The organism is Vibrio sp. V19_P1S1T109, from assembly GCF_002241375.1.
GTDB lineage: Bacteria > Pseudomonadota > Gammaproteobacteria > Enterobacterales > Vibrionaceae > Vibrio > Vibrio anguillarum.
Genome location: NZ_NDIM01000113.1, coordinates 1 through 12,716, shown reverse-complemented (window position 1 = coordinate 12,716; position 12,716 = coordinate 1). Strand labels below are relative to the sequence as shown.

Annotated in this window: 12 protein-coding genes and 1 pseudogene; 7 read left to right on the top strand and 6 right to left on the bottom strand. The window is 44.4% G+C overall.

The window, feature by feature from the left end; translation table 11 throughout:
* Nucleotides 1–83 precede the first annotated feature (83 nt).
* From pspF to B9J87_RS05330, 6 genes are all read left to right on the top strand, one after another.
* The gene (pspF, locus tag B9J87_RS05355; protein WP_026028021.1) at nt 84–1,091 is read left to right on the top strand and encodes a phage shock protein operon transcriptional activator; all 1,008 of its coding nucleotides are present in this window, start codon (nt 84–86) and stop codon (nt 1,089–1,091) included.
* A 96-nt stretch (nt 1,092–1,187) separates the two neighbouring features.
* On the top strand, nt 1,188–2,807 hold the full coding sequence (gene sapA, locus B9J87_RS05350; protein ID WP_094149655.1) for an ABC transporter substrate-binding protein SapA: 1,620 nt from the start codon (nt 1,188–1,190) through the stop codon (nt 2,805–2,807).
* Entirely contained in the window at nt 2,807–3,769 is a 963-nt protein-coding gene (locus B9J87_RS05345) for an ABC transporter permease (protein ID WP_094144483.1), read from the top strand. The genes sapA and B9J87_RS05345 overlap by 1 nt, the downstream gene beginning before the upstream one ends.
* Nucleotides 3,756–4,643 (top strand): ABC transporter permease subunit, encoded by an 888-nt coding sequence (locus tag B9J87_RS05340; RefSeq protein WP_013857042.1) that lies wholly within the window; start codon nt 3,756–3,758, stop codon nt 4,641–4,643. Before B9J87_RS05345 ends, B9J87_RS05340 begins: the two co-directional genes overlap by 14 nt.
* Entirely contained in the window at nt 4,643–5,638 is a 996-nt protein-coding gene (locus B9J87_RS05335) for a peptide ABC transporter ATP-binding protein (RefSeq protein WP_010320232.1), read from the top strand. Before B9J87_RS05340 ends, B9J87_RS05335 begins: the two co-directional genes overlap by 1 nt.
* Nucleotides 5,635–6,423 carry a peptide ABC transporter ATP-binding protein gene (locus B9J87_RS05330; RefSeq protein WP_013857043.1) on the top strand — a complete coding sequence of 263 codons (789 nt, stop codon included), beginning with the start codon at nt 5,635–5,637 and terminating at the stop codon, nt 6,421–6,423. The genes B9J87_RS05335 and B9J87_RS05330 overlap by 4 nt, the downstream gene beginning before the upstream one ends.
* A 303-nt stretch (nt 6,424–6,726) precedes the next feature.
* On the opposite strand, the gene B9J87_RS05325 is transcribed toward B9J87_RS05330, so the two are convergent.
* Nucleotides 6,727–7,512: an AraC family transcriptional regulator gene (locus B9J87_RS05325; RefSeq protein WP_017043971.1), complete on the bottom strand. Its 786-nt coding sequence runs from the start codon at nt 7,510–7,512 to the stop codon at nt 6,727–6,729.
* 96 nt (nt 7,513–7,608) lie between these two features.
* Here B9J87_RS05325 and B9J87_RS05320 point away from each other — a divergent pair, with 96 nt between their 5' ends.
* The gene (locus B9J87_RS05320) at nt 7,609–8,727 is read left to right on the top strand and encodes a multidrug effflux MFS transporter (protein ID WP_094147621.1); all 1,119 of its coding nucleotides are present in this window, start codon (nt 7,609–7,611) and stop codon (nt 8,725–8,727) included.
* 85 nt (nt 8,728–8,812) lie between these two features.
* On the opposite strand, the gene B9J87_RS05315 is transcribed toward B9J87_RS05320, so the two are convergent.
* The 5 genes and pseudogenes from B9J87_RS05315 to B9J87_RS05295 form a co-directional block, all read right to left on the bottom strand.
* Nucleotides 8,813–9,205, bottom strand: a complete 393-nt coding sequence (locus B9J87_RS05315) for a DUF2750 domain-containing protein (RefSeq protein WP_010320150.1) — start codon at nt 9,203–9,205, stop codon at nt 8,813–8,815.
* A 100-nt stretch (nt 9,206–9,305) separates the two neighbouring features.
* Nucleotides 9,306–10,211 carry a manganese-dependent inorganic pyrophosphatase gene (locus B9J87_RS05310; protein WP_094149649.1) on the bottom strand — a complete coding sequence of 302 codons (906 nt, stop codon included), beginning with the start codon at nt 10,209–10,211 and terminating at the stop codon, nt 9,306–9,308.
* Nucleotides 10,212–10,421: 210 nt separating this feature from the next.
* Nucleotides 10,422–11,003: pseudogene (locus tag B9J87_RS05305) on the bottom strand (glycoside hydrolase family 36 protein); the annotation flags it as partial.
* 242 nt (nt 11,004–11,245) lie between these two features.
* Entirely contained in the window at nt 11,246–11,695 is a 450-nt protein-coding gene (locus B9J87_RS05300) for a GyrI-like domain-containing protein (protein WP_094149653.1), read from the bottom strand.
* A gap of 89 nt (nt 11,696–11,784) precedes the next feature.
* Nucleotides 11,785–12,716, bottom strand: a 932-nt coding sequence (locus B9J87_RS05295; RefSeq protein ID WP_141201540.1) for an aerolysin family beta-barrel pore-forming toxin, incomplete at its 5' end; no start/stop codon positions are given.

Sequence of the window (12,716 nt, the reverse complement as noted above, 5' to 3'; positions counted from 1 at the left end):
GAATAAGATTACTGTGCTATGATGATTTTCGCCAAGAGTTGGTGAATTTAACCACCCTTTCAATCACAGTGTGGAGAGTGAACATGCAACAAAACTTACTGGGTGAAGCGCCTCAATTTTTATCGGTACTGGATAAAGTCTCTAAGCTTGCACCGATTGATAGGCCGGTATTAATTATTGGCGAGCGGGGAACGGGCAAAGAGTTAATCGCTCAGCGCTTACACTATCTTTCCAAACGTTGGGACCAACCACTGGTTTCGTTAAACTGTTCAACCTTGAGTGAAGGGTTAATTGACTCTGAGCTCTTTGGCCATGAATCAGGCTCGTTTACCGGAGCCAAAGGACGTCACCAAGGACGATTTGAACGGGCAGAAGGTGGAACTCTTTTTTTGGACGAGCTCGCCACCGCGCCGCTTGCTGTACAAGAGAAACTACTTCGAGTGATTGAATATGGACATTACGAACGTGTCGGCGGTAGTCAACGGCTTAATGCGAATGTCCGTATCGTCTGCGCAACCAACGCCAATCTTCCACAATTAGCTGAAATTGGAAAGTTTCGAGCTGACTTACTCGACCGACTGGCCTTTGATGTGATCCAGCTTCCACCGCTAAGAGAGCGAAAAGAAGATATTATGCCACTTGCTGAGTATTACGCGATTAAGATGTGCCGTGAACTGAACTTAGCGCTCTTTGTCGGGTTTAGTGCAGAAGCGGCAGATCAGCTTCAACACTACTTGTGGCCGGGAAATGTGCGTGAACTTAAAAATGTCGTGGAGCGTGCTGTCTATCAACACGGAACGGCCTCCCATCCGATTGAAAACTTGGTTTTTAACCCTTTTGCTAATGAGTGGCACAAACCAGATGACCTTACTGGCAATCTCTCCACAGATCGCCATACTTACACCACTGGCTTTGAATTTCCGATGGATTACAAAATGTGGCAGGAGGATCAGGACAGACAACTACTGAGTGCCGCGCTCAATGCCAGTAAGTTTAATCAAAGACAAGCTGCAGAATTACTCGGCTTGAGCTACCACCAATTGAGAGGTATGGTGAGAAAATATCAACTCGTCGGCAGCAATGATGATTAACCCTAGGTTTAGATCAACAAAAAATGGTAGATTATCAGGATTTTGAGGCATAATGATTAGCTTTGTTTGCCTTACTTCTCACAGTTATTTCTCTTTATGAAAACATTGATACGATTCGCACTAGGAATATGCAGCTTTAGCCTACTGATAGGCTGTAGCGAACAAATTGACCATAGTAAAATTCGCCAGAGCGGATTCGTATATTGTGGTCACGGCAATCCCACCACTTTTAACCCACAATTGGTTGAGAGCGGCATTACGTCTGAAGCTCTCAGCCCACAGATTTACGACACGCTGTTGCAATTGGATTCAGAAACCTTACAACCGATACCAAGTCTGGCCACGAGTTGGACAGTGAATCCACAGGGTACAGAGTATACATTCAAGCTAAACGATGGCGTTCAATTTCAATCAACCGCTTGGTTTACACCGACTCGCGCTCTTAATGCCGATGATGTGGTCTTCAGCTTTCGCCGAATCATTGACCCAACCAACCCATTTCATTACGTCAATAGTGGCGTCTACCCATGGTTTGCGGGTATTGATTTCAAAAACTTGCTGATCGATGTTCAAGCTCTGGATGAACTCACGGTTAAATTTACCCTCAGCCGTCCCGACAACTCCTTTTTATCCAATATCGCCACCAGTCACGCTGTCATACTCTCCTATGAGTATGCTAATCAATTAGTGATTGAAGATGAAAAAAGCATGATCGACAGCCATCCTGTTGGATCCGGACCATTTTATCTAGACGAATTTAAAGTGAATGACCTTATCCGCCTCCGTCGTCATGGCGCTTATTGGAATGGCGTGGCGAAGATGGAACAAGTCGTATTTGATGTCTCCAACCGAGGCACAGGGACACTCGCCAAACTACTACGCCATGAATGCGATGTGCTCAGCTCGCCTATTTCAAGCCAAATCCCTATTATCAAGCAGCAATCGGAAATAGAGCTTGATGCCAAGCCTGCGATGAACGTGTCTTATATTGCTGTGAATACCTCTCACCCTGCGCTCAGTGATGTTCGCGTGCGTAAAGCGCTTAATTTTGCGATCAACCGCCAAAATATTTTGGACTCGGTCTATTACGGTACAGGAAGTATTGCTTATAACATTCTTCCCCCCTCCTCTTGGGCCTATCAAAAGGACAGTATTCAAATTCGCTATGATCGTAACTACGCGATCGCATTACTTAAAGAGGCTGGCTATTACGCCAACTTGGAATTGACGATGTCTGTTCCTGCAGAGTCTCATGCCTATAATCCAAGCCCACGTAAAACCGCCGAGTTAATTAACGCTAACCTTGCCGACATTGGTATTACATTGCATATCATCACGGAAGACCGCCTCGATCGTTCAAATTTGACCCAGCACGCCAACGTTGATCTGATTTTAACGGGCTGGAATGGCGATACCGCAGACCCAGATAACTTTTTGCGTCCACTGCTCTCATGTAATTCAGATCGCTCAGGGCTCAATGCCTCGATGTGGTGCAATAGTGATTTCGATTTTCTACTCGATTTGGCCTTGGAAGTAGACAAGTCGCGCTATCGCCTTAACTTATACAAACAAGCGCAAAATATTTTAAACGAAGAGTTCCCGGTTATCCCATTGGCACACGGCATGCAATTTAAAGCGTACAGCAAAACATTAACGGGCTTTAAACTCAGCCCATTTAATGTACAACCATTCAATACGGTTGAGAGGGTCGAATAGTGTTTTTATATACGGTACGCAGACTCAACTTATTTATTATCACGTTACTCATTTTGACTATGGTCGGGTTTGCTCTGTTGCGCTTAGATCCCCTGTCGCCTCTAATGGACCATGGTTTCTGGTCAGGTTGGTCAACCTATTTAGGGCAACTACTGCAACTCAATTTTGGCGTCAATCACAGTGGTGTCCCGATTGTGGACGAACTGGCGATGGTCTTTCCAGCAACGCTGGAGTTATGCCTCATCGCATTTACTCTCTCTTTGTTAATTGGTCTCCCTATTGGTACGCTCGCAGGAATGAAGCAAGGTAAATGGATTGATACCGTCATCTCCTTCACGTCAATGTCCGGCTATTCAGCCCCGCTATTTTGGGTGGCTCTACTGATGATCATGGTCTTTTCTCTTCACTATGAATGGCTTCCCGTGTCAGGGCGTTATGATCTACTCTATCAAGTAGAACACGTAACTGGTTTTGCGTTAATCGATGCTTTTTTCGCTGAAGGCACCTACCGTGCCCATGCTTTGCAAAGTGTTATTGAACATATGATTTTGCCCTGTTTGGTGCTGGCTCTAGCACCGACGACGCAAGTGGTAAGCCTGATGCGCTCTTCGGTAGCCGATGTGATGGCTCAAAACTATATACGCGCCGCTCGAATTAAGGGCTTAAGTCACTACGAAATTGTGACTGCTCATGTGCTGAGAAATGCAATTCCACCGATTATTCCTAAATTCGGGGTTCAGCTATCAAGTATGTTAACGTTGGCAATTATTACTGAGTCCATCTTCAACTGGCCAGGAATTGGCCGTTGGCTGCTCGATGCCTTATCTAACCAAGATTATGTCTCCATTCAAGCCGGCGTGATCGTAGTTGGTACGCTCGTTCTCACAGCAAACATTCTGTCTGATTTGATTGGCGCTATGGTTAACCCGCTGGTAAGAAAGGAATGGTATGCTAACAAATAACATTTATCAGGAAGAGCATATTCCAACTCAGTTTGAGCGGTTTTGGCGCAGCTATCGCAATAACAGTTTGGCGATGTTTGGCTTGTGGTGCTTAGGACTCATTGTGTTGATTACCCTCACCTCTCCTTGGATAGCCCCTCATGATCCGCAGTTGCAAACGAGCAACCTATTAATACCGCCTTCTTGGGATCCTGCGGGTACTGTCGAATTTTTCTTAGGTACCGACGATTTAGGCCGAGATATCTTGTCACGGTTGATTGATGGTACCCAATACACCTTCGCTGCCGCTATTTTAATCACCGCTATCGCGGCTGTGATCGGCTGTTTTATCGGCATTATGGCAGGCATGACCAAAGGATTATTGTCCAGTACATTGAACCACTTACTCGACACGGTCATGTCGATTCCATCGTTACTGCTTGCCATTATTTTTGTGGCACTGCTCGGTTTTGGCGAGTTCAATATTTTGCTTGCGATTGGTTTGGCACTCATCCCTCGCTTTGTTCGTTCGGTGTATATTGCCGTACACAACGAAGTAGAAAAAGACTATATCCTCGCCGCACGTTTAGATGGTGCCAATGACTTTTATCTGTTGTGGAACTCCATTTTACCCAATGTCCTTGCTGTCATCGCCAACGAAATAACACTCGCGTTATCCATTGCCATCTTAGACATCACCGCTTTGGGCTTTCTTGGTTTGGGTGCTCAAGCACCAAGCACCGAATGGGGCACCATCTTAGGTGATTCAGTTGAGCTGATTTACCTCGCACCGTGGACAGTCACTCTCCCCGGTTTAGCGATTATGTTTACGGTGATCATCATCAACTTAGTCGGTGAAGGTGTACGACAAGCTCTGAATGCAGGGGTGGAATAATGCCATTATTAGATATTCGCCATCTCACCATCGAAATTGATACGCCACAAGGCATGGTAAAAGCAGTCGATCGCATGAGCTTAACCATGAACGAAGGCGAAATTCGCGGGTTGGTGGGAGAATCCGGATCAGGAAAAAGCTTGGTGGCTAAAGCCATCGTAGGAATATGCAAAGATAATTGGACCATCACCGCCGACCGCATGCGCTTAGGTAACATTGATCTACTTCAGCTGACGCCGCGCGAACGCCGGCGAGTGATTGCCCGCGACATCGCGATGATTTTTCAAGAACCGTCAACCTGCTTAGACCCTTCAGATGAAGTGGGAAAACAGCTGATTGAATCAATTCCATCACGCACATTTGAAGGCAAATGGTGGCAGCGTTTTACATGGCGTAAAAAACAAGCCATTGCCCTTTTACATAAAGTAGGAATCAAAGAGCACGCTCGCATCATGAGTAGCTACCCCTATGAGCTAACTGATGGTGAATGCCAAAAGGTAATGATTGCGATGGCTATCGCAACCAAACCAAAAATTTTGATTGCTGATGAACCAACGAACGATTTGGACCCCATTACCCAATCACAGATATTGCGCCTGCTAAGCCGGATGAATCAGGTCAATAACACCACGATTCTATTGATTGGCCACGACTTAACCACCATTACCCAATGGGCTAACCGTATTACAGTGATGTACTGCGGTCAGTCTGTTGAGTCAGCCGATACCCAGAAAATATTGAGTGAACCCAAACACCCTTATACGGCTGCACTACTGAAAGCGATGCCTGATTTTAGTGATTGGATCCCGCATAAAGAAAAATTGCAATCCTTACCGGGTTCCATTCCACCCTTGCAACATTTACCGATTGGTTGCAGATTGGGGCCTCGCTGCCCCTATGCTCAGCGCCAATGCGTTGAAATACCGTATCCACAACGTATTAAAAATCATAAGTTTGCCTGTCATTTCCCTCTCAATATGGAGCAACAGTCATGAGTGCATCATTATTAGAAGTGAACGGGTTAACTAAAGATTTCATTACTCGTTCAGGTCTGTTTCGCAAGAAAATTCAGCATGCGGTCAAACCGGTCAGCTTTACGTTAGAAGCTGGACAAACCATTGGTTTTATTGGCCAAAATGGTTCTGGTAAATCGACATTGGCACGAATGCTTGCAGGGATGGTTGAACCCTCTGCTGGCGAGATACGCGTTAATGGAGAGTTATTGGAACACAAGGATTACTCCACGCGCTGTAAGCTGATTCGAATGATTTTTCAAGATCCGAACACATCGCTGAACCCAAGAATTCAAATTGGTCGTATTCTAGAAGGGCCGCTCAAAAGAAACACCAATATGCCACCTGAAGCTCGCATGAAGCGCGTGAAAGATACGCTATTGCGCGTTGGGTTATTGCCAGAGCACGCCTACTTCTACCCGCAAATGCTCGCCACCGGGCAAAAACAGCGGATTTGCTTGGCACGAGCACTGATTCTACAACCGTCGATCATTGTGGCTGATGAAGCATTAAACGGGTTAGACATGGCAATGCGATCACAGATGATTAACTTGTTTCTAGAACTGCAAGAAGAGATGGGTGTCTCGTTTGTGTATGTATCTCAACACCTTGGTATTGTAAAACACATTACAGACAAAATTATGGTGATGCACGAAGGCGAAGTAGTCGAATCGGGTGACACACAAGAAGTATTGTCTAATCCAACTCATCCCATCACTCAAAGAATGATTGAGAGCCACTTCAACAAAGCGCCCAGCTTTAAATAGCCGCTCTGTATTTAATATCAGAAGACAATATCGTCGATATTGTACTGTTCCTCCCCCTTTTAGGGGGAGGTTAGGAGGGGGTGTACAGGGTTCAGTAACTAAAAAGCACCCCACCCTAACCCTCCCCTAAAAGGGGAGGGAATTAGTTTCGTTAGTGTTGAGAGTATTTCATTTATGATGATAGATGCGGGTTGCTAAAATAGTTTTACCCTAAACCTTCTTGAGGAAATTGAGTTCCCATTTCAGTAAATCACTATTTGGCTTGTCTTTTCGTAATACCAATAACCTGACTACTTGATTAGTTTAATTCAATCTACTTCTACTGCTTTTCATAAAACTGAGAGGTGTTTGTCCTGTTTGTTTCTTAAAAAAAGCAATAAACGCACTATCAGAAGAAAAGCCTAGCAAATGAGAGACCTCGCTAACTTGTATTTCTTTAGACAGCAACTCAATCGCCTTTAACAAGCGCCATTGCTGCCTCCAGTCTTGATAGGACATTCCTGTTTCTGCTTTGAATAGCCTTGTGATCGTTTTGGTACTTGCACCTATAGAATGTGCGATGGTGGTAAGAGGCGGCACCAAAAAAGATTCTTGCATCACTTGTTGGCAGAATTTTTTAAACCGACGATCTAACGGTAAGGGTAATTGGAAAGAATGACGTTTAGCCGCATAAAATTCCTCCCAAAAAAGAGCCGTCGTTTTTTGCATTTCATTTTCAGGTTTATCCCATGCCCACAATGCCATCTTATCAATGAGTGCCTTTAGCAAAGCATCAACTTCTATCATAATCATGTTATTTGGACATTCAAAAACTGCACAATCGAAGTATAGCGATCGATAAGCTACCACGTTCGTCATCATCGCTCGATGTTGGATGTATGGTGGAATCCAAACTGCTTTTGTCGGTGGTAAAATACAGATTGAGTTATCTAAAGCAAAGCTGATGCATCCTTGAGGCGCATAGAGAAGTTGGCCTTTTTTATGTTGATGCATTCCCGAGTCGTGTTTACCGATGTCGGCTGCTATCCCTACAACGCAAGCTGTTAATTTATCAGCATCGAATTGGGTTTGTTCATCAATAATCGCCATTTGTCCGAATCTTGTTGTTTCTGGTATTAATGTTGTTAATAGATAAAGAATAGCCTCATTTATACTGTGCGCCAAGTTCATTGATGAGGACACAAGATGAATACAAAACCTTCTTTATGGCTGATGGTTGTCATGTTGATGTTTCCGCAAATCGTGGAAACCATTTACAGCCCTGCTTTAGGTTCTATTGCCCAATCATTTTCGGTAAACGACGCCCAAGCAGCTCAAACGCTGTCCGTTTATTTTTTAGCTTTTGCTATTGGTGTTCTTGTTTGGGGAATACTGGCAGACAAATTTGGCAGACGCCCAACCATGATTATTGGCCTATTTATATACGGCTGCGCTTCTTTGGTGGCTATGCAAACTGAAAGCTTTAGCATCATCATGGTCGCACGCGCATTTAGCGCATTGGGAATCGCTGTTGGTTCAGTTGTGACACAGACCATGCTTCGCGATGCGTTCAGTGGCGAAGAGTTAGGCAAGGTCTTTAGCCTAATGGGAATGGGGATATCAATTAGCCCTGTGTTAGGAATGCTACTAGGTGGTCAGCTAACGTCTATTGGTGGTCATCATTGTGTGTTCTTGGCGCTATTTGTTATGGCGATAATGCTATTTTTGTACAACCTGATTAAGCTTCCTGAAACTCAAAAAGAAAGTCAGTCTCTACAACTAGGTAGCTTAAGTCTTCGAATGTTGAAAGATTCGCACATCTGGTTTTCGGCTTTATTGGTTGCGCTATACAACATTGCACTGTTCTCTTATTACCAGCTTGGCGCTTTTACTTTTGAAGCGTTAGGTTTTAGCTCTGCCCAATTTGGTTACAGTGGGGTTGTATTAGGGCTTGGGACGTTACTAGGCAGTTACTTAAACAAAACTCTACTTTCGAAACAAGTGTCGCAACGTTCTCTTTTATGGGTATCCGCTATGCTGTTAACTATTGGTGCTATCGGGGTTTATGCCATGCAGGGCTCTATTTGGTTTTTAGCACCAATGATGTTAGTGGTGATGTCTTTTGGTATTGCGATCCCAAATGTGCTGAGTGTCGCTTTGGTTGACTATAAACAACAATCGGGTAGTGCTGGTGCTCTATTTGGACTTCTGTATTACTTATTGATTGGTGGCGGATTAGCTCTAGTTGGCGAGGTTCAAAACTTAGGTATTGTGCTTATCGTATGTAGTGCAGCCACGGTATTGGTCACAACATCACGCAAGTAATAAGTTACTGATATTTAATTGCAAATCTTTCCCGCACTGTTACTAATTTAGCTAGAAAAAGAGCTTCTATCAGAAGCTCTTTGAGTTAGCGAGTTTTACTGGCTTGCTTTTTCAATTCAAAATCGAACTCGTCGGGAAATAACACAACGCCTTCTTCATTCTCATTGGGGAACACTACCACCGACAGTTCATCTTCTTCTAGGCCCGAAGTCCAACGGCTGTGCCATTTGTTCAAAGAGATCGCTTCCGCTTCACACGCTTGCCACTCGCCTGTTGCCCATGCCTTGGCAAACTCTTGGTTAGGCCACACAGGAACACAATCATCTTCTTCTGTGTTGAGCATGACACAACCGTGCTCATCTTTTAGTATCCAAACTTCACGGTTTGCAACAATGGCTTTAATGCAGTATTTAAAACGTTCTTCTTCATTATAGCGATTGATTGTTTCTATCTGTTCTGTGGTTAATGCGTCTGCCATAGCCCGGCTCCATGCGAAAGTTGGGGAATATAAAAACGCCTACAGTGTAGCACTGCAGGCGTTAAATTTAGAATCTTAAACAATAAGATGATAAAAAGGATTAAGCCAATTCAGCTTGCAGCCAAGGCCAACCTTGTTTCTTACGGCTTAAGGTATTTTCCATCATCAACATGCCATTTTGTTCGTGTTTGGCCAGTTTTTCAGCCCATTCACCAGTATAAAGAAGACGGGTCTGCGCGGTGGTAATGTCGGTCAACATCACGGCGGCAAACGCAAGGCCTTCCTCTTCGCAGCGACGAACTAGGTCTGCTTGAATGGCGTCAATCATGCCATCAACTTGTTCAAGCGTTGCCAATTCCACTTGACCAACCACCACATCACGGCCGTTGAATGGATAAGCTTTCAAATCTTTCTCAACAAGTTGAGCGGCAGATAAACCTTCAATGTCTGTTTTCGCAATCAAAAGCGCTTTAATAAAGGCATCAAGGTCTTCAACCTCAGCAATTTCAGCCAGTGCCAGCACAGCTTCTTTATCTTTTGGTGTGCACGTTGGAGACGCAAAACCGACTGTGTCAGACAAAATCGCAGACATCATCAATATGGCTAAAGGACGTGTGATTGGCGCATTTTCCATCTTGAATAGGTTGAACAAGATAGTACAGGTACAGCCGACTGGCCAAATCCACGCTTCTAGCGGATTCACTGTCATTACGTCGCCTAGGCGATGATGGTCAACAATACCGAGAATTTCCGCTTGGTTGATGTCATCAGGTGCTTGCGCAAGATCGGTATAGTCCACAAGCCATACTTTTTCGCCCGCGACGCTAGTGCGAAGTTCAGGTTGATCAACACCGGCTGTTGCAAGAATGTGTTGAGTTTCACGGTTAATTTCACCCTGACGAACAGGCGTTGCTTCTAAACCACGTGCTTTAAGTAATTCAGCAGCAACTAATGCACCACAAATGCTATCACTATCTGGGTTTTTATGACCGACAACGAAAATCATCTTTCTTCCTATTTTAATGCTATTTGATGGCCTATCGAAGGTGATAGGCGAGATTGCTCACAAAGGCCGATACTTTACCTGATTTTCAGAATTTGTCATGGCTTGTGGTTAAGAAATTATGGCTAATTTAGCGCAGCATTCCGCTACCCCGAATCATTCAGTTAACCTGAGCACTCTTAACAAGAGCACTCTGTTAACAAGGGCACTCCACTAACAAGAGGTAATCACTGCTCGGCTGGTTAAGCCACTTGCCAAGGAGACTTCAAATACTTTGACTGGCTCTGGCGAAAGCTTATCTCCTGTCCAGTAGTCATACCAATCCACTGGCTGGCTCGCTGTTAAGGTATAGTCACACGCCTCACCTTGGTAATTGAATAAGCAGTGCAGATCATTGCGTTCTGTTAACTTTAAAAATAGGTGATTGAGAGCCAATGAAGTTGGCTTAGCCGCATCTTGGTTGTGTTTGCGCCTAATCATTAACTTATTTAGGCTCTGCTTAGCAAAAGAGGTCAATTCTGGGAGTGGATCACCTGAAAGCAATAAGCCACCACACGCAAGCAATACATTGCGATGAAATTCATAGCTGATGCGATCGGTCGATTGATTCGCAAGCGACGTCAGTGTTGCGCAATCAGGATCAATTTGCCATAACTTGCGGTGCTGCCAACTGCGATAAAAAGTCTCTTTAGCGATTTGTTCAAAGCGCTGTGGCGAACGCTCGACATCGTCCGAAACACGCATGGCATCCACCAGCCCCAGTGACGGCCACATCGGCGCGTTACATCCAAGTAACAAAACGCCAGCATGTTTGCTGGCGTTTCGTTGAGCTAATGACGGAATTACGCCACTTCGATTGGTCCACCGAATGACGTCACTGGTGGTACTTTACCAGTAAAAATTCCGATTTGAATAATATCTCTTTATCTTATCCAATGCAGTTACTGCCGATTAGACGTCAAAACGGTTGCGAAGCAGCAAGTAGTGATCGGAAATGGCCGAGTAATGTGTATAATCCTTCACTGTTTAATTTGTAATTATTTTATTGCGATATAAATTTCAACTTCCGAAGCGTTTTTATAAAATTCAAAGTCTGTGGTAAAAGCTCTGTCGTGGCTGCAGCCTTGCGAACTGAAATAAGCCCAAATTTCAGCCCATAATTGATACACAACTTGAGGAAACTGCCCCACTGCATTAAAGACAAGATATTTAGATGAAGCGATATGTGTATCTACCGAGCCAGGCAACATACTCATCGATAAAGTATCCGCGCAAGCAATAACATCAAACGCTCCCGTATGATCCGATTCATAGTTTGTATATACACCGAACACTTTCGAAGATTCAGTGAGTTTAGGAGCCGCTTGTGTATAAAACTTCTCCCATAATTTGCTGATTTTAGCCTTAGACGGGCTCGTTTCATCTTGATTAGTGGTACGAACACAAAACCCGATTGCATTAAAACTGTTAACATGGCTAATCGTCATCATTGAAATCTTCCTTATTACTGGTTGAAGCGATGAGGTTAACAACTACCGATAACCTCATCGCGGACTATACAAATTATCATTGTAATCTAGTTAGCGGGAACATCATCAGCTAAACGCACCGTGGCTTGGACGTTGTTAAAACCGTACGATTCCAACTGCTGCTCAATCGCACGTTCCGTTTCCGAATAATCGGCAGGTGCTGATGATACCGCGGAACGCGACATTGCACTCATCGCACGTGTATTACCGGATAATGGCTTCTGATCCCTCAACTCAATTTTGCCTGCAAACGATTCTTCATAGATTATTACACCTTTGATCATACTGTGCTTAGGTTGCTCGACTTTACCAAGTCGGTTGAGCAAGGTCTCTTGGCCATACATACGGCTCATCTTATTCCAATCCCAAAGCGTGTTAATTCCTGGAATGTCACGGTGGTCATACAAATAGTCCAGGCTTTTCTCCCGATGTTTATCCATGCGACCAATCAAGAAACTATGCTGTAAATGCCGACGGTGTGATTCTGCACTAAGCATAGGGTTGGTAAAAGGACGAATCGGGCCATCAAACTCTAACTCGTAAGACATGTCGACATTAGCCCTATATGGAAAAGTCATGTCCGCCGTATAGAGCTCTAACACGGCCAAACCAGAACTTATTGGTTCTAAAACTGGTCGGCCTTGAACTGTCACTCTTGTGCTTTCTGAACCTCCTACCACGTCAGACCAACTTGCTGTATTGTCCATGCTAGTTTCTGCTGTAAATGAAAAACTCATTGTTCTTGTCACACTAGCACCAGCGATCCCAGGAAATCCTACACTACCTTCAGATGACACCGAAAAGCCCGTAGTGGTACCAATTTTAAATCCAACAGAAGTGCTCGATGAGCGAGTATGGCTCCATGATTTGTTAGCGTCATAAGCGAGATCAACAACAAAAGTTTGCGGGCTATTCGTTCGGTTCTCTAAAGGCACAACAAGACTGCCGATTTGCTGCTTACCACTTGTTACTACCGGTC

What these genes read in the sequence shown, in the direction of transcription:
- B9J87_RS05310 (WP_094149649.1), bottom strand. Translation starts at nt 10,211, where the DNA reads ATGATTTTCGTTGTCGGTCATAAAAACCCAGATAGTGATAGCATTTGT.
- B9J87_RS05325 (WP_017043971.1), bottom strand. Translation starts at nt 7,512, where the DNA reads ATGGCGATTATTGATGAACAAACCCAATTCGATGCTGATAAATTAACA.
- B9J87_RS05330 (WP_013857043.1), top strand. Translation starts at nt 5,635, where the DNA reads ATGAGTGCATCATTATTAGAAGTGAACGGGTTAACTAAAGATTTCATT.
- B9J87_RS05315 (WP_010320150.1), bottom strand. Translation starts at nt 9,205, where the DNA reads ATGGCAGACGCATTAACCACAGAACAGATAGAAACAATCAATCGCTAT.
- sapA (WP_094149655.1), top strand. Translation starts at nt 1,188, where the DNA reads ATGAAAACATTGATACGATTCGCACTAGGAATATGCAGCTTTAGCCTA.
- B9J87_RS05300 (WP_094149653.1), bottom strand. Translation starts at nt 11,695, where the DNA reads ATGACGATTAGCCATGTTAACAGTTTTAATGCAATCGGGTTTTGTGTT.
- B9J87_RS05340 (WP_013857042.1), top strand. Translation starts at nt 3,756, where the DNA reads ATGCTAACAAATAACATTTATCAGGAAGAGCATATTCCAACTCAGTTT.
- B9J87_RS05335 (WP_010320232.1), top strand. Translation starts at nt 4,643, where the DNA reads ATGCCATTATTAGATATTCGCCATCTCACCATCGAAATTGATACGCCA.
- B9J87_RS05320 (WP_094147621.1), top strand. Translation starts at nt 7,609, where the DNA reads ATGAATACAAAACCTTCTTTATGGCTGATGGTTGTCATGTTGATGTTT.
- pspF (WP_026028021.1), top strand. Translation starts at nt 84, where the DNA reads ATGCAACAAAACTTACTGGGTGAAGCGCCTCAATTTTTATCGGTACTG.